The sequence below is a fragment of the Streptomyces sp. 7N604 genome (genome assembly GCF_052245475.1).
GTDB lineage: Bacteria > Actinomycetota > Actinomycetes > Streptomycetales > Streptomycetaceae > Streptomyces.
In genome coordinates this window covers 368748-390073 of sequence record NZ_JBQQBX010000001.1, presented here as the reverse complement: position 1 = coordinate 390073, position 21326 = coordinate 368748, and the positions used below count along the sequence as shown (strand labels likewise).

At 70.6% G+C, this 21326-nt stretch carries 22 protein-coding genes and 1 pseudogene; 9 read left to right on the top strand and 14 right to left on the bottom strand.

The features are described from left to right. Positions 1–279: 279 nt before the first annotated feature. Together ACTWP8_RS01815 and ACTWP8_RS01810 are read left to right on the top strand one after the other, a co-directional pair. The gene (locus ACTWP8_RS01815; protein ID WP_443320351.1) at positions 280–810 is read left to right on the top strand and encodes an SRPBCC family protein; all 531 of its coding nucleotides are present in this window, start codon (positions 280–282) and stop codon (positions 808–810) included. Between the two features lie 208 nt (positions 811–1018). After that, positions 1019–1219 carry an SCO3870 family protein gene (locus tag ACTWP8_RS01810; protein ID WP_443320350.1) on the top strand — a complete coding sequence of 67 codons (201 nt, stop codon included), beginning with the start codon at positions 1019–1021 and terminating at the stop codon, positions 1217–1219. A 252-nt stretch (positions 1220–1471) separates the two neighbouring features. Here the strand turns inward: ACTWP8_RS01810 and ACTWP8_RS01805 are convergent, their stop codons facing one another. Then, on the bottom strand, positions 1472–2473 hold the full coding sequence (locus ACTWP8_RS01805) for a DUF5937 family protein (RefSeq protein WP_443320349.1): 1002 nt from the start codon (positions 2471–2473) through the stop codon (positions 1472–1474). 109 nt (positions 2474–2582) lie between these two features. Here ACTWP8_RS01805 and ACTWP8_RS01800 point away from each other — a divergent pair, with 109 nt between their 5' ends. The 4 genes and pseudogenes from ACTWP8_RS01800 (at position 2583) to ACTWP8_RS01785 (ending at position 5008) form a co-directional block, all read left to right on the top strand. After that, positions 2583–3203 (top strand): isochorismatase family protein, encoded by a 621-nt coding sequence (locus tag ACTWP8_RS01800; RefSeq protein WP_443320348.1) that lies wholly within the window; start codon positions 2583–2585, stop codon positions 3201–3203. A gap of 299 nt (positions 3204–3502) precedes the next feature. Continuing rightward, positions 3503–3607 (top strand): annotated as a pseudogene (locus tag ACTWP8_RS01795) (sigma factor); the annotation flags it as partial. Between the two features lie 49 nt (positions 3608–3656). Beyond that, positions 3657–4394: an RNA polymerase subunit sigma-70 gene (locus ACTWP8_RS01790; protein ID WP_443320347.1), complete on the top strand. Its 738-nt coding sequence runs from the start codon at positions 3657–3659 to the stop codon at positions 4392–4394. Positions 4395–4450: 56 nt separating this feature from the next. Beyond that, positions 4451–5008: a dihydrofolate reductase family protein gene (locus ACTWP8_RS01785; RefSeq protein WP_443320346.1), complete on the top strand. Its 558-nt coding sequence runs from the start codon at positions 4451–4453 to the stop codon at positions 5006–5008. 343 nt (positions 5009–5351) lie between these two features. Here ACTWP8_RS01785 and ACTWP8_RS01780 read toward each other — a convergent pair whose 3' ends face one another. Beyond that, the gene (locus ACTWP8_RS01780; protein WP_443320345.1) at positions 5352–6083 is read right to left on the bottom strand and encodes a hypothetical protein; all 732 of its coding nucleotides are present in this window, start codon (positions 6081–6083) and stop codon (positions 5352–5354) included. Between the two features lie 199 nt (positions 6084–6282). Here ACTWP8_RS01780 and ACTWP8_RS01775 point away from each other — a divergent pair, with 199 nt between their 5' ends. Continuing rightward, positions 6283–6423 (top strand): hypothetical protein, encoded by a 141-nt coding sequence (locus tag ACTWP8_RS01775; protein ID WP_443320344.1) that lies wholly within the window; start codon positions 6283–6285, stop codon positions 6421–6423. 250 nt (positions 6424–6673) lie between these two features. On the opposite strand, the gene ACTWP8_RS01770 is transcribed toward ACTWP8_RS01775, so the two are convergent. Beyond that, on the bottom strand, positions 6674–8791 hold the full coding sequence (locus ACTWP8_RS01770; protein WP_443320343.1) for a hypothetical protein: 2118 nt from the start codon (positions 8789–8791) through the stop codon (positions 6674–6676). Positions 8792–8956: 165 nt separating this feature from the next. On the opposite strand from ACTWP8_RS01770, the gene ACTWP8_RS01765 reads away from it, so the two are divergent. Continuing rightward, positions 8957–9310: a hypothetical protein gene (locus ACTWP8_RS01765; RefSeq protein WP_443320342.1), complete on the top strand. Its 354-nt coding sequence runs from the start codon at positions 8957–8959 to the stop codon at positions 9308–9310. A gap of 256 nt (positions 9311–9566) precedes the next feature. Here the strand turns inward: ACTWP8_RS01765 and ACTWP8_RS01760 are convergent, their stop codons facing one another. The 4 genes from ACTWP8_RS01760 to ACTWP8_RS01745 form a co-directional block, all read right to left on the bottom strand. Beyond that, a complete protein-coding gene (locus tag ACTWP8_RS01760) occupies positions 9567–10085 on the bottom strand; it encodes a GNAT family N-acetyltransferase (RefSeq protein WP_443320341.1) in 519 nt (172 codons plus the stop codon). Between the two features lie 35 nt (positions 10086–10120). After that, on the bottom strand, positions 10121–13438 hold the full coding sequence (locus ACTWP8_RS01755) for a GH92 family glycosyl hydrolase (RefSeq protein ID WP_443320340.1): 3318 nt from the start codon (positions 13436–13438) through the stop codon (positions 10121–10123). A gap of 333 nt (positions 13439–13771) precedes the next feature. Beyond that, complete coding sequence (locus ACTWP8_RS01750; RefSeq protein ID WP_443320339.1) at positions 13772–14266, bottom strand: hypothetical protein; 495 nt, start codon at positions 14264–14266, stop codon at positions 13772–13774. 305 nt (positions 14267–14571) lie between these two features. After that, complete coding sequence (locus tag ACTWP8_RS01745; RefSeq protein ID WP_443320338.1) at positions 14572–15009, bottom strand: hypothetical protein; 438 nt, start codon at positions 15007–15009, stop codon at positions 14572–14574. Positions 15010–15092: 83 nt separating this feature from the next. On the opposite strand from ACTWP8_RS01745, the gene ACTWP8_RS01740 reads away from it, so the two are divergent. Beyond that, on the top strand, positions 15093–15770 hold the full coding sequence (locus ACTWP8_RS01740; protein ID WP_443320451.1) for a helix-turn-helix transcriptional regulator: 678 nt from the start codon (positions 15093–15095) through the stop codon (positions 15768–15770). 94 nt (positions 15771–15864) lie between these two features. On the opposite strand, the gene ACTWP8_RS01735 is transcribed toward ACTWP8_RS01740, so the two are convergent. The 7 genes from ACTWP8_RS01735 to ACTWP8_RS01705 form a co-directional block, all read right to left on the bottom strand. After that, positions 15865–16704, bottom strand: a complete 840-nt coding sequence (locus ACTWP8_RS01735) for an SDR family NAD(P)-dependent oxidoreductase (RefSeq protein ID WP_443320337.1) — start codon at positions 16702–16704, stop codon at positions 15865–15867. A 3-nt stretch (positions 16705–16707) separates the two neighbouring features. Continuing rightward, positions 16708–17355, bottom strand: coding sequence for a DNA polymerase ligase N-terminal domain-containing protein (locus ACTWP8_RS01730; RefSeq protein ID WP_443320336.1), 648 nt, complete (start codon positions 17353–17355; stop codon positions 16708–16710). Between the two features lie 111 nt (positions 17356–17466). Then, the gene (locus ACTWP8_RS01725; protein WP_443320335.1) at positions 17467–18093 is read right to left on the bottom strand and encodes a hypothetical protein; all 627 of its coding nucleotides are present in this window, start codon (positions 18091–18093) and stop codon (positions 17467–17469) included. Further along, positions 18065–18886 (bottom strand): FkbM family methyltransferase, encoded by an 822-nt coding sequence (locus ACTWP8_RS01720; RefSeq protein ID WP_443320334.1) that lies wholly within the window; start codon positions 18884–18886, stop codon positions 18065–18067. The genes ACTWP8_RS01725 and ACTWP8_RS01720 overlap by 29 nt, the downstream gene beginning before the upstream one ends. After that, on the bottom strand, positions 18883–19155 hold the full coding sequence (locus tag ACTWP8_RS01715) for a Trm112 family protein (protein WP_443317244.1): 273 nt from the start codon (positions 19153–19155) through the stop codon (positions 18883–18885). Before ACTWP8_RS01715 ends, ACTWP8_RS01720 begins: the two co-directional genes overlap by 4 nt. After that, positions 19152–20141 carry a DMT family transporter gene (locus ACTWP8_RS01710; RefSeq protein ID WP_443320450.1) on the bottom strand — a complete coding sequence of 330 codons (990 nt, stop codon included), beginning with the start codon at positions 20139–20141 and terminating at the stop codon, positions 19152–19154. The genes ACTWP8_RS01715 and ACTWP8_RS01710 overlap by 4 nt, the downstream gene beginning before the upstream one ends. Beyond that, positions 20141–20905, bottom strand: coding sequence for a class I SAM-dependent methyltransferase (locus ACTWP8_RS01705; protein ID WP_443320449.1), 765 nt, complete (start codon positions 20903–20905; stop codon positions 20141–20143). The genes ACTWP8_RS01710 and ACTWP8_RS01705 overlap by 1 nt, the downstream gene beginning before the upstream one ends. Positions 20906–21326 lie beyond the last annotated feature (421 nt).

Genomic DNA, 21326 nt, shown 5'->3' with positions numbered 1-21326 from the left:
GCGCGGCCTGCCGTGCATCACAAGGCAGGACATCGCCCTCGTACTGGGCGTACTTGCGTGATGCGACAACGCAGCGTGGGGGTCCCCCGGCGAAGCCTGGGGCGTCGCGAGCCGGTCGAGGATGCGAGACGAGCCACAGGCCCGCTGGCCGTCCCCGACGCCCTCCCGTGGCGGCCGTCCCCGACGCCCGCCACGGGCGCCGTTCCGCCGCAGCTCTAGCATCTACGCCAGTCATCGAGTGGCGGATCGTCCGGTCCGGACCACGAGGGAGGGACGCCCGTGCGGTATGCCGAGGGGCCAAGTGTGTGCTGTGACGTCTACGTCGAGGCGGCTCCGTCTCGGGTGTGGGGCCTTGTGACCGACATCGGTCTGCCAGCGCGCCTGAGCCCTGAACTGCAGCGTGCGGAGTGGCTCGATGGCGCGGAGGGGCCCGCGGTGGGGGCGCGCTTTGCCGGGTACAACCGTCATCAAATGATCGGCGAGTGGCGGACCGTCTCGCACGTCGTCAAGCTGGAGGAGCAGCGGGTCTTCGGCTGGGCGGTCGTGGACCCGGACGGCCGGTTCGGTGACCCTGTCCCGGACCCCGCGAAGCCCCTGGCCACGTGGCGCTTCGAGCTCGATCCAGAGGGGGCTGGCACCAGGCTGCGGCAGTTCGCCCGTATCGGGCCGGGGCGTTCCGGGGTCAGCCTGGCGATCGAGCGCACGCCGGAGCGGGAGGAGGAGGTCCTGGCCTTCCGGCTTGCCGAGCTCCGCACCAATATGGAAGCCACCTTGTGCGGCCTCAAGGCGCTCGCCGAAGAAACCGGCTAGGGCGCGTATCGAGTCGTGATCAATCTGTCGATTCGCTCTCGTGGCGAGACCTGGGCCGGTAGATCTTCTTACGTGACGCGAGTGCAACTGACAGATGCGGAGCGCAGTTTGGTGCTTGGTCGACCGTCCACAACCGCTTCCGGCAGTGACACGCCATGCATGTAGTCTCGGTCTTGATCAATCGTCTCGTGGCTTGGAGGAAGCACCAATGACGAAGGCCCCGTTCGTCGTCATGGCCGCCGCTACCGCGGCGCTTGGGACTGCGCTTGGGTCCCTCGCGCTTCAGCTGCGCGCAGACGGCTACGAGCAGTACGTCGAATCCGTAGCCACCTTCAGCGTCCTGATGTACGTCACCGCAGCTCTGGTTGTGGTGACATGGGTCCGAGACGGTCGGCCGCACTCGCACTGAGTTCTTCGCGGACAAGGGCCAGGCTGATGCGCTGGCGCCCGCACGGCTCTTCGTGGCCCTGTAGCGCGTGTCGATCCGTAATACCGGTCCAGACCCCGCCGCGAGGGCGAATCCCACAGATTGATCACGACTCCAAACGCGCCCCAGTGGCTTGTCACGCGGCCTTGGCCGGGTAATCGGTCCAGGTTTCCGATGGGTGAGTTCGGGACGAACTTGGCCTTCGGCTGGGCGTGTGCGTTGTGCCAGCGGATGTTAGTAACAGGACCGCCCGCACAGAGCGTGGCCCAGGGGTGAGCAGCCGTAGAAGACCTCGCGGCCGCTGCGGTTGCGGGTCAGCAGTCCGCCGGCGTGCAGCACCTTGAGGTGCTGACTGACCGCTCCCGGGGTCATGGACAGTCGACGGGCGAGGATGACCGTGGTCCCGGGTTCTGTGAGGGCGACGAGGATTCTGGCCCGGGTGCGGCCGATGAGCGCGTCGAGCGCGTCGGGTGTGGGGACCGTTCCCTGCTGCCACACCGTGGCGACGCCGGGCGCGGGGTAGATGAGCATCGGCTGGTAGGGCTCCGCCATCACCAGTGTGTCCGGCCATTGGAAGACGCTCGGTACGAGGATCATCCCGTCTCCGCACAGCGGGCCGTCCCGCCGCCACGCCATGGTGCGGACCCTAAGGACGCCGTCGTCCCAACGGACGTTCTCGTGCAGATCATTGAACATCACCGCCGCGCCCTCGCGGGTGAGCTGCCGGGAGCGCCGCAGCACCTCGGATTCGAAAAGCCCCTGGATCTGGGGCCAGTACGGGGCGAGTGCCGTGTCCCAGTACTGCCGTAGCTGGTCGGCGGCGCGGGCCGTGCCTGCGGCGGGGTCGGCGAGGAACTCCTGCACCGGCCGGGTGTCCGCTGCCGGGACGCGGGCGACCTCGCGCGCCGCCTCGTCCGGGTCGGCTGAGGCGACGAGGTCGAGTTCGGCGGCGATGTCCGGCAGCGGCCCCGTGGGAGGTGGGGTGAGGAAGTCGGGGATGTAGGCACCGAGCGGGGCGAGCGCGAATAACAGTCGCAGGTCCATGGCGCGCAGCCGGGGACGTACGCCGCGGATCCACGGCAGATGCAGGGCGTGGCGCCCGGGGTCCTGGAGCGTACGCAGGCTCCCGACCGCCTCGGACACCGGGGAGAAGGCGAACCGCAGCCGCGCCAGGTCCCCGGGCGTGAAGTCGAACTCGGCGTACGGCGTGGACAAGGCGGTTGAGGATTCAGGCACGGATGAAACATTCCCCGAGCCGGCTGCCTGTGGTCAACCATCGTGCCAACGGCCCGCGCCGCACGGCGGGGCCGATGCCCAACCCTCTCCTCCCGTAAAGGAACCCGTCATGATGAAGCCGTTCCACGAGCCCCTCACCCCCGACAACGCGGCCCTGTTGCTGGTCGATCACCAGATCGGACTGTTCACGGGCGTCCGGGACATGGGCGTCGACGAGCTCAAGCACAACGTCAGCGCCCTGGCCCGGGCGTCCCTGCGCCTGGGCGTCCCGGTGGTCGCGACGACGACGTCGGCCGACGGCATGTGGGGCCCGCTCGTCCCGGAGCTGCAGGCCGTCCTGCCCAAGGACCTGGACGTGATCGACCGGTCCACGGTCAACGCCTGGCACGACGAGCGAGTCCGCGGCGCGATCGAAGCCCTCGGCCGCAAGCGGCTCATCGTGGCGGGCACGTCCCTCGAAGTCTGCGCTGCGCTGCCGGCGATCTCGGCCACCGCCGCCGGATACACCGCGTACGTCGCCGTGGACGCCTCGGGGACTTTCTCCGCGACCAAGCGGGAGACAGGCTTGCTGCGGCTCCAGCAGGCCGGTGTGATCGTCAGCGACTACGCGAGCCTCGTGGTCGAGATGCTCGCCGACAATGCCCACCCCATCGCGCCGGACCTGTACGGGGACCTGGACATGCCCTTCGGCACACTCGTGGGGCAGTTCCTCGCCGCCCAGGCCCGGTGACACCGAGGCTCCGCTCGACGACATCATCGATGCCGAGGCGGCAGCACATGCCTGGCGCGGAACCCGCGGGAACAGTAGGCATTGTCGGCGACGACGTGGTCAGGTCTGCAGCGTGGGCGGCCAAGGCCGGTTCGGGGTGTTTTCGGCATGGTGAATGAGAGCCACCAGGGCAACCTGATCGAGAGCCACTGTTTCGGCAGTGAGAGGGATCGCGGGCCGTCCGGAGCCGCCGCGTACGCCATGATGGGCCGGTGGACTTCGAGCCTTACCGGGCTGAGCTGGTGGCGTACTGCTACCGGATGCTGGGCTCGTTCCACGAGGCCGAGGACCTGGTGCAGGAGACGATGCTGCGCGGGTGGAAGGCCCGCGACCGGTACGACCGCACGCGCGCGTCCGTACGGACCTGGCTGTACCGGATCGCGACCAACGCGTGCCTGACCGCACTGGAGGGGCGTGCGCGGCGGCCGTTGCCGTCCGGGCCTGGGCGCGCCGAGCGACGATCTTGGGGCGCCGCTCACGCCGGCGTTCGACATCCCGTGGCTACAGCCGTTTCCCGACGCGCGGTTCGACCCGGAGGTGCGGGCCGACATGCAACTCGCGCTGGTGGCGGCGATGCAGGTCCTGCCGCCGCGCCAGCGGGCCGTGCTCGTGCTCCGCGAGGTACTGGAGTTCAGTGCCGCCGAGGTCGCCGCGCAGCTGGGGACCACGGTCACGGCCGTCAACAGCGCTTTGCAGCGGGCCCGCGCCGCCCTCGCGGACGTGGGCGACGCGGGGGAGGTCGCCGAGCCGGACGATCCCGAGGTACGCGCGGTGATCCAAAGGTACGTGCGGGCGTTCGAGGCGGCCGACGTCCCCGCGCTCGTGCGGCTCCTCACAGACGAGGCGGTCCTGGAGATGCCGCCGGTGCCGCTGTGGTACCGGGGCAGCCGCGACTACGGCCTGTTCATGCGCCGCGTGTTCGAGACGCGCGGGACGGGCTGGGGCATGAGGCACCTCACCGCCAACGGGCAGCCCGCGCTCGCCGCGTACGCGCCGGAGCCCGGCGGAGGGCATCGGCTGCACACGCTCCAGGTCTTCACGGTCACCGGCGGCCGGGTCGCGCACAACGTCGTGTTCGCCGATCCACGTGTGTTCGAGGCATTTGACCTGCCCAAACAGATTTCTTTCGACGAGTTTCGCCAGGCGCGATGAGTCGGGCCGATGCCGCCGGTACGTACGGGTGAGCATCGATCGAAGGGACACCCATCGTGAGCGTCAACGTCATTGAGTTCATCACCCTGGACGGGATCGTGTCCGACCCGGACGGGTCCGGGGGCACTCCGACCGGCGGCTGGGCGTTCCGGCATGGCCCCGAGACGGTCGCCGGGGACAAGTTCCGGCTCGGGAGTGCGCTGGAGGACGGGGTCATGATGCTGGGGCGTAGGACCTGGCAGTTGTTCTCGCGGCTCTGGCCGGGACGCGACGACCCGTTCTCCGCGCGGATGAACGCCGTGCCCAAGCTGGTCGCCTCCCGTACGCTGACCGACGCGTCGGCGTGGGCGAACTCGCATGTCATCGACGGCGATCTTGTCGACGCCATCAAGCGCGAGCGGCGCGATGTGATCATCACCGGCAGCCTGAGCGTCGTACACGCGCTGATGGCCGAGGACCTGATCGATGAGTACCGGCTCCTGACCTTCCCCACGATCCTCGGCACCGGCGAGCGGCTCTTTTCCGCCGGCGGCCCGCCCGCGTACCTGGAGTGCCTGTCGGTCGAGCGGGCCGGCGCCGCCGTCCTCGCGCGGTACGGGAGGGCACCACGATGACGGTTCGCTTCCTGGCCCTGTACGAGCCGTCGGCCGACCCCGAGGCGTTGAACCGCTCGGGCGCCGGCTGCCGGGTTGCGCCGGTACGCGGTCGGGGGTGACGTCGCGGCCGTACGCTGCCACGACACCCCCCAGACACTCGCATCTCGCTCCCGGTTCATGCCAGATGTCACCCAATAAGGGTGGCTCCCATTCCCGTTGCCGATCACGGACTTACGTGGTTGTCCATCCCCCTAGTGGCAAGCCGACGAGCCGTGGGTCGATTACCCGGCTAAGGCTGCGTGACGAGCCACTAGTCGGCTCATCGCCCCAGTTCAGACGCCTGGAGCGCGATCGGGCTGCGCTATTCGCCTTCCGGCCAGTCGTAGCTGCCGGGCACATCAACCTTCTGGTCCGTCGGTCCGTAGACGATCGCGATCTCGTCATGCGCCCTGAATTCGATCGCGGCCGGATTGCCGGTGTACGGCTTGCCGTTGACGTACGCGCGGAAGGCGTTGTCGCCGTCGGCCTTGAGCCCGCCGATCGAATCCTGGGTGAGGGCGACGTCCCACTCGGTCATGAACTGGCCGAGGCTGAAGGTGGCCTTGACCGGGGACTCGATGTGGATCACGCCATTCGCCTCATGCGTGTGCAGCGGGCTGATCTGCTGTTCCTGCTGGTCGATCCCGATGTTCGCTGGGACGGCGACCGGCTTACCGTTCACCAGGATGTCCAGGTGGGCGTGGATGTGCTCCACGTTGCCCTCCTCGCCGAGCATCGGCAGCCCGGCCGCCTCGACCCTCGCGGACGGATCGCCGGGCGTATCCCACGGCGGGTCGGTGGTGCGGCCCGACGCGGTGTGCATGGGTGTCGCGGGGATGCCGGCCTCGGTCGGAGACGGGGGAGTGGACGAACCGCCGCCTTGGTTCGAGACCAGCGCCACCGCGACCGCGACCACGATCCCGATCATCGCGACACTCGCCACGAAGACGATCAGCAGGCGACGGCGGCGCTCCAGGCGGGCCGACTGTTCGCGCAGCGCGGCGGCGCGGGCTCGGCGGCCCTCTGATGGCTGCCTGTCGGGCTTATGGGACATGGCCGCGCACCCCTGCCTTCCCTCTGCACCCACGCACGTCCGCAGACACGGAAGCGTATGTCTCGGGAGAAATCACCTATCTCCAGACTAGGTGGAGGCGACGGTCGGTGAATTCCCATGCCATCGAATCCTTGACCTTGCCCTTGAGGGAAGGTTCTAGCGTCGCGAACGTAGGGACGACGTACCGAGGAGGCCCCTCATGGCACTGGTGACAGGCGAGGTGTACCGGTGCGCCGAGTGCGGCTGCGAGATCACCGTGACCAAGGGCGCGAAACCCGGTCGCGGCGGGGACCGCAACCCCACCTGCTGCTCCGGGCACCCCATGACCAAGGTCCACTAACCGGCTCGCGACACCCAAGGACACCTGAATGCACAACCTGCTGTACATACTTCCGGCTCTGGCCTGCCCCGTCGGCATGGGACTGACGCAGGCCTTCCGGCGCGGTTTTGATCTTGCCGGTTGTGCCTCGGTGCCGCCCGGTGCGGGCGGCTGGAGACTCCACCCTTCGAGGCCCGTGCCCTCCGGCGCGGTCGATGACGAAGCGGACGCCGGCCGGCGGAGGCCGACGTCGCAGCGGATCGACTCTTCCCTATGATTCGAAACCTTTGGTGCGGTGATAGATCCCCGAAACGTCGGGGTCGTCGTCAACGACCAGTTCGACGCTGTCGTCGGATGTGTGGGTGACACGTCCCTTGCTGAACGGCTCTCCGCCATGGACGTCGCACTCCATGTCGACGGGGCCGGGCGCCGTGTTCGAGACCGGGGTATCGGTCCAGCAGTCGTACCGCCATTCCCATGTACCGTCCTGGACGTACGTGAGGACGATGTTGCTCCACGTCCGGCCGTCCGAGTTCATAGGAAACTCGATCTGGTACTGCTCCTTGCCCCAGAAGCCTTCGACGCTGGGCAGTGACGTCTGGGACGGTGGCACGTGACCTGGGCCTTCCTCGGGCCGTGAGGAGCGGGCCGAGGGGTTCTCCTCGGAGGGTGGAGCCGAAGGGCCGAATCTGGAAGAGGGGGGAGAGGACGCGGTCGGCGTGAGGCCAGGCCTCTGACTGCCTGTCGGCTTCGGGGAGGAGGGCGGACGGGAGGTGACTGCCCGAGTCGGCTCGCCCGGCCGGTGCGGGAAAGAGGGGAACTCGATCGCACGGGGTTGTGCGGGAGAAGGATCCGGGCCGGGATCCGAGACGCTGGTGTAGCCGATGAACCCCATGATTGTCGCGATCACCACGGCGATGCCGGCTCCAATGGCGCCCGGAGACAGCAGACACCCCTTGGCCCCTGAACCGACGGCCTTCTTGGTGGCCAGGTGCCGGCCGAAGATGAAGCCGCCGCCCGCGGCGACTCCGACGAGGCTTCCTATGCCCAGGGCCCTGCGCCGGGCGTTCTCCTCCCGGTCGAAATAGTCCACGGCATCGGTTGAACCCGCCGCGTGCGCAGCCCTTTTCCCCAGAGCCAGCACCCGCCGCCACGCCCCCCACCTCAAAGTCCGGCACAGGGCAGGTGCGACGGTGCGGGCCAGCTTGACCGCAGTGGCGTGCGCCCCGCTTGCCACGGCGGTGTCCAGGACCCGTACCACGACAGCGTTCGCGGCACCGATCGTCCGCGCCTCAGCGGTGGCTGCCCAGTCGGCCAGCGCCGCTGCGGCCTGCTCCACGTCGACGCGCGCCCGGGATGGGGCCGGGGATTCGGCCACGAGCCTCGCGGCCGGGGCGAGCGCGCGGAGCCCCTCGGGATCTTCGACGATGAGTCGTGCCCGGCGCAGCCGGTCGACGATGCCGCTGATCGGTGCCGTTCCTGAGAGCATCTCGACCATCGTCCGCGGGACGGCGATGCCCTCCAAGCACAGCAGGAGTCCGAGGACGGCGTGGTCTTCCGGGTTGAGCCCGGTCGCCAGGGCCTGGGCGAGCTCTCGCTGGTCGCCGGGGACGTCCGCCGCGGCCGCGGTGCTGATCGCGGCTGCTGCTTGGATCAGCGCGAGCGGATGACCACCCACCGCTTGCCGGAATTCTTCGGCTGCGCAGCGTTCGTCCCCGGCCAGCGGTCGGCCGAGCTCGTGCTCCAGGAGGGCAAGTGCCGGACCGGGCTGCAGCCCGGTGAGCTCGATTGCTCTCCCCTTGCTTCGCAGCGACCTCGTGGTGGATGCGATGACCAGGACGCTGGAGGGCACGGTGTCCAGCAGTGTGCGGAGCTCGGCTGCGCTGCCGGTGAAGTCGTCGATGACAACCAGGGCCCGGATGGAGCGCATCAGCCGCCGCAGACGTGTCGGATCCGGGCGGTAGTTGTCGACGTCGTAACACGCCTGGAAGAGCTCCTGCAAGACATCCTCGGCGTCGAGTCCTGCCGCGTCGAGGAACACCACATCGCTGCCGGCTGCGGCGCAGCGGGCGGCGTACTGATGGAGCAGCGCAGTCTTGCCGATCCCCGGCGGACCCACGAGCTGGACCGGTATTCCCTCGTCGACCCACTGCTCGAGCTGCGCCAGCTCGTCGTCGCGCCCTGTCAACTCCGGGCCACTGCGCGGCAGTGGGCGACCGGTCGGCCGGCTGCGGGGGCGGACTTCGGGCGCCGGCCCGGTCCGCTTCTCCACCGCAATGTCGTTCCCGTTGAAGATGACGTTGTTGTTGCCCACTATCAGCTGGCCCGAGTTCCCGCCCGCAACGTGAACCCCGGGGGCCTGCTGACCAGGGCCTCCCGTGTCTGGCATGGCCACTCCCCGTAGTTGTGCGATCGTCAGAGCGTTAAGCTCACCGCGCCAGCAGGATAGCCATACCGTGGTCACATGGCGGCTGAAGTCGCCATCTCAGCGCACACAGCGCAGATTTCCTGATATGCACGAACAGCGTGCGCCCTACTGGTGGGGAGGATGCCCATGACCGAACAGGACGCGGGAAGTTACCGCTTGCGGATGGAGGGTGACAACTCCGGGCAGATCGTGATCGGGGATGGTAATTCCGTCGTCGTGGGGCAGGCCGCGGAGTCGGTCGACGTTGCTCGGCTAGCGGAGTTCGCCCAAGCGGTCAGTCAGGCCATCCCGGCCCTCGGACTGCAGGAAGAGCGGCAGCGGACGGCTGAAGAGCTCACCCGCCAGATCCTGCAGGCGGCCGATGAGTCCGGTGCCGACCCTCGCAGACTGCGTGCGCTGGGTCAGAGTCTGCGCGCTGTCCTGGAGGGCGCGGTCGCAGGTGCGTTGAGCGCCGGCCTGCTCGCCATCTGGACTCCGTAACTGGGCCGCCGCTGTCCTCGGCGTTCCACGGGCGGCTTAACTCTTGACGAGCAACCACTCTGCACCGCAGGGAAGTTGCTGGATTCGCCGCCATCGCTCTCTGGTACCGCTACAGGCGCACCAGGACCGGGATCGGCTCGGGCCGCGGCACCTACAGCGCAGCCGCATTCGGGACTGCAGTCCGGACAGAGGCGCGACAACTCCACGTAACCCGGAGAAACCCCGTGATCTCACCTGCGGTTCCGCTGCCCTGGCGCTACTCCTCGATCAGCTCTTCGGCCAGCAGATCCATCAGCAGGCCGTCGTGCCACGTGCCGTCGGGGCCGCGCTCGTAGCGGCGCATGACGCCGACCGGGCGGAAGCCCACCTTGCTGTAGGAGCGGATCGCGGCCGGGTTGTCGGTCGCCGGGTCGATGACGATGCGGTGGTGGCCGCGGTCGGTGATCAGATACCGGGCGAGGGTGCGGACCGCGTCCGTGCCGAGGCCGTGCCCATGGACGGCGGGGTCGAGGTAGATGTCGATCTGTGCGTGCCGGTAGTCGGGTTCGGTCTCCTCGCCCCACTGGATCGCGCCGACCACGCGGCCCTCGTACTCGACCGCGAGGGTCGTGACCTCCGGGTCGCGCAGGTCCCCGGCCACCTCGGACGTCATGTCGTCCCCGCCGCGCCACCGCTCGTAGACCTCGGGCATCGTACGGATGCGGGCCAGGGCGGGGATGTCGGCCTCGGCCGCCGGCCGCAGACTCACCAGGGCACCAGGGAGCGTCGCATGCATGCCTGGAACGCTACCCGGGCCGGGCCGCACGCCGCTCACGTCAGCGTGATTGCGTACACCTCGACGCGCGGATCGTCGGGCAGCGTCACCGAGCGCAGTGTCTTCGAGGCGTCGAGCTCGGCCGTGTCGCCGAACAGGCGCACCGCCGGGCCGTCGATCCCCTGACCGTCCTTGATCCGGTGCGGCATCTCGAGGGCGGTGGAGCTGCCGTCCGGTACCGACCCGGCCCAGTCGCCGACCGTGACCGGCACCTCCGCGCTGCTCCCGTCCTCGTACCGCACCGTCAGCCGGGTCGTCACCGGTCCGTTGTGCGATGCGGCGACCAGGCGGAGCGAGGAGTGGGCGCGGTCGGGCAGCAGCAGGGTCTGGCCGCGGGCCTCGACGAAGTTCGCCGCCGTGCCGGAGGGGTCGGGCGCGTCGTAGGTCACCTCGCCCCAGGTGACCGGGCCCGCCTTCGGCAGCAGGTCCCCGTCGTAACTCCAGCCCAGGCCGTCGAAGTTGCCCTGGCCCGGCTGGGCTGCGGTGGCCGCACCGTCGTGGCCCCGATCGCGGCGGAGATCGACCGCGCATTGCTCGCCCGCCGTCGTCGCGCACGTCGCCGGGGGACGGACCTCGACGGTGGCGGTGCGGGTCACCGTGTCCGTGCCCTTCGCCGCGACCGTGACGGAGACGGGGTACGAGCCGACCTCGGCACCGCCCGGCACGGTCACCGCAAGCGACACCGTCTTCTGCACCGGCAGGTACCGGGACCGCAGCACCAGCGACGACGGCGTCGCCGCCACCTTCCAGCCGGAAGGCGCCTTCGGTGTCACGGTCACGCGCAGCTCGTCCGGCGCCTGGCCCAGAACGTCCAGGGTCAGGTGGGCGGTCAGGTCGTCGACGCTCTCCGGCACGACATCCGACGAGGTGCGCAGCGACGCGTCGAGATGCCTGCGGCTGTCGGCGCCGGCCCGGTTCACCGACGGCGGTTCGGTGCCCTCTCCCGTGCCCCAGGAGGACGGCTTCGTGCCGAGCTCGTGGTCCAGCGCGCCGCCGTGCGCGATCGCGCCCCAGTTCAGCCACGACTTCCGCACGTCCTTGCCGCCCAGCGACACGCGCTGCACATACCGCTTCGCGTCGCTCGCGCCCGGCGCCTTGATGGTCAGCGTGCCGCCCTGCTTGCGGCCGTACTGCCCGATCCGTACGGTCGCCGACTCGAACTGCGGGCTGGAGAGCGCGAGGAAGTCGCCGCCGCTCATCGTCGGGTACAGACCGAGCGAGGAGAACACGTACCAGGCCGACATCGTGCCCAGGTCGTCGTTTCCGGTCATGCCGTCCGGGCCGTTGGTGAACAGGGTCATCGCCGCCCGCACGACCGTCGCCGTCTTCGCCGGTGCACCGGCCCAGTGGTAGACGTACGGGGCCAGCAGATCAGGCTCGTTGTTCGGGTTGTACGTCGGCTTGCCGTAGTAGTCGTACGGCTGAGAGATCCAGTCCTCGCGTGCCGTGCCCGCCGGGTCGGTGAGCAGCTTGTCGTGGACGAAGAACTCGTCGAGCCGCTTCTCGGTGGCGCGCCTGCCGCCCATCAGCTCGACAAGGCCGGCCGGGTCCTGCGGTACGAGCCACTGGTACTGGTACGCGCCGCCCTCGTGGAACTGGTGCCCTGCCCCGACCGGGTCGTACGGCGTCAGCCAGGTGCCGTGGGCGGTGCGCGGACGGAACTGGCCGATCGAGGAGTCCCACAGGTTCCGGTACCACTGGCCGCGCGCGGCGAACGTCTTCGCGTCGGCGTCGTGGCCGAGCCCGCGCGCCATCAGCGCGAGCGACGCGTCCGCCGCGGCGTACTCGAGGGTGGCGGAGGCCGGGTGGTCGCAGTCGTTGTCGCCACCCTTGTCGGCGCAGTCCCCGCCGAGCTCCAGACCGGACGGGATGTAGCCGCGCTTCGCGTAATGGTCCACGCCCGAGCGGCCGTTGTAGGGCGAGCCGTCGGGCGGGGTGCTGGTCGCGTTCTTCTTCAGCAGCGCGTACGCCTCGGCCTCGTGCCCCGCCAGCAAGCCCTTCGACCACGCCTCGACGAGGAACGGGGTCACGGGGTCACCGGTCATGATGTTGGTCTCGCTGTTGGCGAGCGCCCACCGGGGCAGCCAGCCGCCGTCCCGGCCGATGGCGACGACGGACAGCGCGACGTCCCGTGCGACCTGCGGTTCCAGGAGCTCGAGGAGTTGGTTCTGCGGCCGGTAGGTGTCCCAGAGCGAGAGGTTCTGATACGGCGTGAAGCCGGATGCCGTGTGGACCTCGTCGTCGAATCCGACGTACCGGCCGTCCACGTCGCCCGCGAGGTTCGGGTGCAGCTGCGCGTGGTAAAGGGCGGTGTAGAAGGCGCTCTGCCGGTCCCGCGTGCCCCCGCCGATCCGGATCGACTCCAGCTGCTTCTCCCATGTGGCCTGCAGCTTCGCGCGCGTGGCGGCGAAGTCGTACGAGTCTCCCGTCTCCGCCGCGAGGTTCTTCCTGGCGCCCTCCATACCGGTGTACGACAGGCCGGTCTTGACCACGACGTCCCGGTCGGAGACCGCGTCGAAGGTCACCCAGGCGCCGTTGTTCCCCTCGCCGGCCGCGTCCCGGCTGCCGGGCTCGGGCTTGGAACCGCGCCAGGTGCCGTGGGCCTTGAAGGGCCGGTCGAAGGTGGCCGTGAAGTAGACGGTGTGCCGGTCCTCGCCGGCGCAGAAGTTGCCCGCGCGCACCCGGCCCTCGACGGTGCGGTCGCCGACGACGTGCACCTCGGAGTCGAACACCTTCTGGTTGGCCTTGCCGGTGTTGAACAGCACGTTCGCGGCACCGGAGTTGGGGAAGGTGTAGCGCTGCCAGCCGGTGCGCTCGGTGGCGGTGAGCTCGGCGTCGATGTCGTACTTGTTCAGGCCCACCCGGTAGTAGCCGGGCTCGGCCTTCTCGTCGTCGTGCGAGTACTCCGAGCGGTACTTGTCGGGGTCCACGGTGTCGACCGCGCCTGTGGTCGGCATGATGGGCAGCTCGCCCATCACGCCGCAGCCGACGCCGGAGAGGTGGGTCTGGCTGAACCCGTGGATCTTGTCCTGCTTGTAGTCGTAGCCGCCCTGGCCGCCGGTGTCCGGGCTGACCTGGACCATGCCGAAGGGCGCGCTCGCACCGGGGAAGGTGTTGCCGAAGTTCTGCGTGCCGACGAACGGGTTCACCAGCGCGGCGGGGTTGTCGGCCCGCGCGGCGGCGGCCCGTACCGGCCCCAGCGCGTCACCGGCCAGCAGTGCGCCCGCCAGCAGCGCGACGGCCAGCAGGGTCGCGGTCAGAGCGGCTGTCTGCCCGGCTGCTCCTGTACGTATCCGGATCGCCGGGAGTCGCATGGGTCCACCCCTTGTCGCGAAACGCGCTGACAACGTTGTCTGAGCCGAGTTCGCGAAACCGTGTCACGCGCTCATGGCCCTGTCAATGGACCTGTCGTGAACGGGTGGTGGCCGATGTCGGATCAATCGGACATAGGGTGCGACCGGGTGTGCGGTGTGTCCGGCCGCAGCGACTCCGTACCGCCTCGGCTCTCCGTCATCGTCGCCGCCGTCGCGTACGCGTGGGGTGCGCGGCCTCTCAGCGCAGGGTCACCCTGCCCACGCGCTGCGGGACGGCGAGCTGCACCTGCAGGTACTGGTCGTCGGACCATGGGAAGGGCCAGCGGGTCGAGGCTAATCCTCGTCCTCGGTGAGCTCGCTGCGGGCGGCGTGCAGGTTGGTAAGAGCCTCGGCGATGAAACCCTCGGCGGCGTCGAGGCTTTGGCGGACTTCGCGGTCGTCGCCGCTGCTGAGGTAGGCGCTGATCAGGTTCGCGGCCGCAACGGCGGCATTGCCCGCCGCCTCCATGGCCGACGGCTCCGGCTCGTCCTCGCTCTCCGCCTGCAGGACGTCGAGCGCGGTCCGCTGGAGGCGATTGCCGAGGATCGCGAGCCCCAGGCCGTCGTCGCCCACCATGGCGTTCCACCCGGCGATCAGCTCCGGGAGGCCCGCCGGCGGGTCGTCGGTCGGATGGATCCGCGTCGCGATCTCGACCTCGACCGTGGCGAGCAGCGCGCCCAGCAGTTCCGGCAGATCCTCGGGCCTCGGCCCCGCGGGGCGCAGCTCGGGGTCCACGACGGGCTCCGCGCCCAGGGCGACCATCGCCTGCAGCGCCTGATCGGCGGACACTGGGTGTTCACTCTCGAAACTGGTCACGCCCCGTCAACGAGCCGCCCGCCGCCAGGTCATCCGCGGGCGGGCCGCCGTACGAGCGGGTCGGCGGCGTCAAGATCATCCGGCCTTGCTGTTCCGTGAAGGCTTCAGCGGCGATCAGCGGCGGACGAGGTGGCTGACGGTGGGAGGCCGCCGGACCTCCATACAGGGGTCACTCGGCCCGGGAGGACCGCCAGACCTGTGGGGTGCGGACCGCGCTCGGCGCGGTCCGCCAGTTCCTGGAGCCGGGTGAAGCCCCCGCCTGTGTGCGCCGTGAGTCCTCACAGCCGTTCTTGCTTGCCGTGGTAACGCTCGGCAAGCCTGGCCAGCGCGACTGCGCCGAGGAGCAGGCCGAAGTCACGCAGCGCGATGTCGTAGTGGCCCGGGATGGTCAGCAGATTGATGATGATGCCGCCCAGCCAGCCGGCCACCAGCCAGCCACCGAAGCGCGGGGCCACGGCGACAGCGACCCCTGCCACGATCTCGATCACACCCACCGCGTACATGGCCGCCTGGGCACTGCCCGGAACGAGGTCGTTGATCCACGGCGCGAGGTAGGTGGGCCAGTCCACGAGCAGGTTGGCGAACTTGTCCAGCCCGAACAGGATCGGCGCCACCGTGAATCCGGTGCGCAGGATCAGGAAGGCCTGGTAGCCGGGGTCGGTGAGCATCGCCCGCCGGGGGCCGACTGGCGTGGTGCTTGTGGTTGCGGAGGACATGGCCTCTCCGTTCTATCGACAACTTTCATTAACGATAGAAGCGCTCGTTCGTTCTTTAGTCAAGAGCGGTGGGTTTTACACTGGTGTTCGTGGACCGCTCGAAGGAAGCACACGACGCCGACGTCTCCGCCATCGCCTCTCTCGACGAGCCGACCCGCAGGAGGCTGTACGACCACGTGGTGCGCCAGCCGGGTCCGGTCAGCCGAGACGAGGCGGCCGCGGCCCTGGGCCTGGCGCGGCAGACCGCGGCATTCCACCTGGACCGGCTGGCCGATGAATCACTGCTCGACGTGGTCTACGAGCGACGCAGCGGGCGCGCAGGGCCGGGCGCGGGCAGGCCGGCCAAGCTCTACCGGCGCTCGACGAAACAGGTCGCTGTCAGCCTGCCGGACCGGCGCTACGAGCTGGCCGGGCGGCTGCTCGCCCAGGCCGTGGAGGAATCCGACGCAACCGGCGAGCCGGTGCGGGACGTGCTGCATCGCAAGGCCGAAGAACTGGGGACTCAACTGGGCGGGCAGGAGAGTGCAGGTGCCTTCGACCTGCTGGAACGGTACGGGTTCGAGCCGCGGCGCGAGGGCGATGCCATCGTTCTGGCCAACTGTCCCTTCCATGCGCTCGCTCGTGAGCACACCCAGACGGTGTGCGGCATGAACCTCCATCTGCTGCGAGGTGTCCTTCACGGACTGGGCGAGGGCGGGCTTGATGCTCGCCTGGCGCCTGCCCCCGGTCGATGCTGCGTCCGACTGGAGCCGGCCGCCTGATCACGTCAGGACGGGTACATCGCCGGCGAGAAACCCGTCCCGGCCCGGTGGAAACACCGGGCGCTCGGTCGGCCGACCCAGCGGGTCGGTACGGCTACGCCGTGCCCGTGAGCTTCTCCGTCAGGTCCGCCAGCCGCGACCGTGCCGGCGCGTCGTACGCCTGGGCGTTGGCGCGGCTGTCCGTGAAGCGGTCGAAGTAGCGGCCGGTTACGGTCTCCAGGGACGGGTCGGTGATCAGACGGATCACGGGCCGTACGCCGTCCTCGATGGCCGACCGGGCGGGCCAGCCGGCCTGCCGCACCATGTTCGTGTCCATGAGGGAGGCGGGGTGCAGGGCATTGACCGTGACCTCGCGGGGGTCGACCGTGGCGGCCAGGTCGAAGGTGGCCATGATCATGGCCAGTTTGCTGCGGCGGTACGCGTCCACGCCGTCGTACCGTCGCTCCAGCATGACGTCGTCGAAGTCGATCGGTGCCTGGCCCACGGAGGCGACGTTGACCACGCGCGCGGGCGCGGAGGCGGTCAGCAAGGGGAGGAGCTCCCGCGTGAGGACGTACGGCGCCAGGTGGTTGACCGCGAACCGCAATTCGTAGCCCTGGCGGCTCACTTCCCGCTTCGCCGGGTCGGCTCCGAAGCCGACGCCCGCGTTGTTCACCAGCACGTCGAGGCGGGACTCGGCATCCCGGACGCGTGCGGCCATCGCGCGTACCTGGTCGAGGTCCGCGAGGTCGGCGACGTACGTGCGCACGGTCGCGGCGGGCGCCTCCGCGCGGATCCCGGCGGCCTCCTCCTCCAGCCGCGCGCCGTCCCGCCCGTGCAGCAGCAAAGTCGCGCCGTCGGCGGCGAGCTCGCGCGCGACGTGGTACCCCAGTCCCTGGGTGGCGCCGGTGATGAGGACTGTCTTGCCCTGCGCAGAGCCCGAGTTCGTGTCCATCTGTCAGCCGTCGTCCCCGGACAGGTCCTCGATCGTACGGCCGCTGCGCACCGAGGCCGGCTCGGAACTCACCGGGTTGCGGCGGGCGTCCGCCGCGTCGTCGGACTTCTTCACCAGAATCCAGCGCTCCTTGTCGCCATCGCGGCCGGTCCGCGTCAGTGAATAGCCTCCGCGCAGCTTCTCGCCTTCCAGCCATACGGAGACATGGCCGCCGTCGACCGCGTCGGCGACCGGGACCTCCTTGCCGCGGTGCTCGGTACGGTTCTCGTACGTGCCCGTGTCCCAGACGATGACCCTGCCCGCGCCGTACTCCCCGCCCGGGATGACGCCTTCGAAGTCAATGTAGTCGAGCGGATGGTCCTCGGTGCGCATGGCCAGGCGCTTCTCCCGCGGGTCCGTGGAGGGTCCCTTGGGCACCGCCCACGACACCAGTACGTCGTCCGCCTCCAGGCGGAAGTCGTAGTGCAGGGACGTCGCGGAGTGCTTCTGGATCACGAAGCGCGGCTCGCCGCCCCGGGAGGGCTTGCCGCCCATGGGCTCGGGGGTGCGGTCCGCGTGCCGCATGGAGCGGTAGCGCTCCAGTCGGCCCTTGTCCTTGCCGTCCTTGCTGTCCTTGGCGTGCTTACCGCTCTTACCGTTCTTGCCGGCCATGCGGCACGAGTCCCCGTGGGCCAGGTCTGCAAACCGGGACAAACGGCGCCTATGGGGGAGTGGTGGCCTGACGTGACGGCGGGGTCACGGGCGGCACAGACGTCACGGAGCTCACCCCGGGTCAGGGTCCAGACGCTGGAGCAGGCCCCAGCTGAACTCCGCCACGTGGCGCGCGCGTTCACCCGTGTCGTCCTGCACGGTGAACGCGAGCCGCCAGCGCGTGGGTGCCGTGCCCTCCATCGGCGTGGCGGGGGCGAAGGCGCGCGCCACCTCGTCGACCGTGCAGCACCACGGGCGCAGGTCGCCGAGCGTGCGGAGGTCGGGGCCCGCCGCGCCCGGAGCGCGTACCAGCCACTCGTTCCAGACCTGTCCTCCGGGACCGGCCAGCACTTCGAAGCGCAGATCCGGCCACAGCGGTACCGGCCAGCGCAGCGCCTCGCAGTCGAGATCGCCGATCCGGCGGAGCAGGACCTCCTCGGGCGGGCCGAGCACCGAACGGTAGCGCTGCAGCGGGGCGCGGGACCGAGGGGAGCGGATCATCGCCTGCCAGCGGCGGTTCGCCTCGCGCATCTCGGCTCTCCCGACGCCGAGTTCACGCAGAGCGTCCTCCACCAGCCCCGGCTGGTGGTCGGCCATCCGCCGCAGCAGCACCAGCTGGAACTGCTGCGGGCCGAACAGGGACGGCGACCGCTCAGGCTGCTGATTCCGCTCATCTCGCGGGTCTGGCGTGGAGCTCATGCGCGCCATCCTCGCGCAGCCACGCACCCGGCCGCCGGGGACCCGGCAGGAAGAGCACCGAGTTGACGTACCGGCGGTGCGGCGCCACGCTCCGCCGCAGCAGCCCCTGCTCGGCGACATGGCCCGTACGGTACTGGTGACCCGCCAGGTCGAAGGCCGACAGCGGCACCCAGTCCCGCCCCGGCAGCACCCACCCGCGGTAGCCGTATCCGGCGAGCAGCGACAGGACGGGACCCAGCGGCTGGATGCGCACCTCCAGCTCCACGAACAGCGCCGGACGGTCGCGGCGCAGGATGCGCTCCGCGCCGCGCAGCACCGCCAGTTCGCTGCCGTCCACGTCGACCTTGATCAGGCCGACGTCCGTGAGCCGCAGGCCCTCCAGCAGCTCGTCGAGCGGCACGCACCGCACCTCGACCGCCGCGCGGTGGACCTCGCGCCGCACCAGCGAGGACACCCCTCGATCACCGCGCCCGCCCGGCGGCAGCCACAGCCGCGCCGTGCCCGCGCGGTCCGCGGCCGCGGCCTGTACGACCCGTACGTTCGCGGGCGTGGTCGAGGCGAGCTGCCGGGCCAGATGCGGTACGGGCTCGACGGCGACGACCAGGTCCGCGCGCCGGGCCAGCCGCCGCGACCACGGCCCGTACCAGCCGCCCACGTCCACGGCCGTGCCGCCCCGCGGGCAGAAGTCGGCCAGCCGCCGGAGCTCCGGCTCGAACCGCGGATAGAGCAGCGCGGCGCCCGCGCCGACGAGGCGGGGAGGCAGCCGCGGCGCCAGCCGGGCCGCGAGGGTCACGGCCCGCTCCCTCCCGTGCGCCCGCTCTGTCCCGTCTGCTCGTGCTCCCGGGCGGAGCCCGCGTCGTCCACGGCCTCGAGCAGCCGCTCGTGCTCAGCGTCCGCGACCGGCTCGCCGGAGGAGGGGAGCAGCTGCGGGATCCCGTCGACGATCGGGTAGCGGCGGCGCAGCCGCGGGTTGTACAGCGCGTCCTCGTCCTCCAGCAGGGTCAGCGGGCCTTTGTCGAGTGGGCAGGCGAGGATCTTCAGCAGGGGATCGTCGGGTTTCATGAGCGAGCTCCTTGGGCGGCCGTGGGGGTTGTGGGGGTGGGAGCGGTGGTGCTGGTGGGAGTGCTACCGGCGAGGGTGGTGCCGGTTGGGGTGGTGTCGGCTGGGGCGGCCGGTCGGTCGTGGCGCGGCAGCATCAGCAGGACGGACACAGCCAGCGCCGTGCCGCCCAGCCGCAGGGCCAGCCGCAGCGGGTCGTCCGGCAGCGGTTCGCCGAACGCGAAGCTGCCGCTCGCCACCGTGAACACGCAGGTGACGGTCGTGCACACCGGCACGATCAGCGAGGCCCTGCAGCGTTGCAGCGCCGTCTGCGACAGCACGAGGCCCGTGGCCCCGGTGAAGACGAGGAGGTACGGGTACGGGGAGGCGATCAGGGCCAGTGCCGCGCCGCCGATGTTCTCGGTGGTGAGGAGCCCGGACACGCCCTTGATGGCGAGCGAGCTCACCCCGTACAGCAGGCCGACCGCGACCCCGTACTCCACGCCCGTGGTCGGCAGCCGGTGCCGGCGGCGGGTGCGGCGCTCGGCGGACCGGTACAGCAACAGGCCCGCCGCGAGCGACGGCAGGCACAGCGCGAGCAGCGTGCCGACGGGGGCGCTGCGGCTGATCGCCTCCGCGCTGCCGCGCAGCGAGACGACCACCATGACCAGCGCGAGCGTGATGGCCGCGACGCCGCGCCGCTCCCGGCCGGTCGGCTGTTCGCCGAGGAAGAGCGAGGAGAGCAGGAGCAGCAGGACGAGCCCGGAGACGAAGATGCCCTGGGCGGCGGCGATGGGCAGCGTGCGGTAGACCGCGAGCTGGGCGGCGAAGCCGAGCGCGAGGGCGAGCGAGCCGCCGATCCACAGCGGGCTGCTGATCAGCAGCCGCAGGACCCGGGCGGGTTGTCCGGGCTCAAGTGGCGGCAGGCTCGTGAGCGCTCGTTTCTCCAGCACGAATCCGGTGGAGTAGAGGACATTGGCCATCAGCGCGGCGCCCACCCCCCACCACATCACGGCCCTGCACCCGTGCCTCCCGCGCCTCCTCCTGTGCCCGCACCCGCGCCCGTCGCGCGCCTCGCGTGGATCAGCAGGATCGACGCGATCGCCGGCCATTGGCAGGCGGCCCGGTCCAGCGGGCGGAGGGGGCGCGGTACGCCGTGGAAGGGGGCGCCGGTCACGCTGACGACCTCGAAGCCCGAGGCGGCGACGAACTCCTTGAGCGCGCGGGCCGTGTAAAGCCGCAGATGGCCGACGACCTGGCTGCCCGGGCGCCCATGGATCCGGCGCAGGCTCACCTCGGAGAAGACGGGCTGGACACCGGCGAGGACCAGCCCGCGGTTGTACCAGGCGGCGAGGTTGGGCGTGGAGAGCATCAGATGCCCGCCGGGGCGCAGGACGCGGCGCAGCTCGTCGAGCGCGGCGTCCGGGTCGACGAGGTGCTCGATCACCTCGCTGAAGAGGACCGCGTCCGCCGTTGCCGTGCCGAATGGCAGCCCGCCGTCGGTGAGTTCACCGCGTACGACGTACGGGACGCGGGGCGCGGCCCGGCGCAGCGCGTCCTGCGACCAGTCCACGCCGACGATCCGGTGCCCGGCCAGCACGCGGGCAGCGGCGGCAGCGGCCGATCCGTCGCCGCAGCCGACATCGAGCACGGTCGCGGGCACCCCGCCCGGCCGCACGGGCCCCAGCGCCCGGCCGAGCAGCCGGGCCTGCCGCAGACTCCGCTCCTCGCCGGAGGCCACGGGGACGGCGGGGTCTTCGTAGAAGTCGCGCAAGCCGGGGGCGAATTCGGTGCGCGTGGGCGACGAGGCCCGGCCGCCGGTGCTCGGGGCGCCGGTGCTCGGCCCGTCGTTGCTCCGGCCGTCGGCGCTCCGGGCGCCCGGGCCCTCGGGGCGGGCCTGCGCCGGGGCCGCAGCGCCTGCGCTTTTGCGCGCTCCGGGTGCTACGCGGCGGGCGTTCCCCGGATCGGTGGCGTGGGCACCGGCGACGGACGGGGCAGCGCGGTGGGAACCGGTCATGACGGGCTCTCCTGTTGGTCGGCCTGGGTGCCGGACGAGCGGCCGGGCTGCTGTCCCCTGAGACCGAGTTCGGTATCAGCACCCGGGGCGGGGGGCCCGTTCGACCCGGGGGAGGGGCCGGGCTGCTGTGTCGTGGCGTCAGGTCCGGCAGAGGCGCCCCGGTCGTCGGACCTGCCTC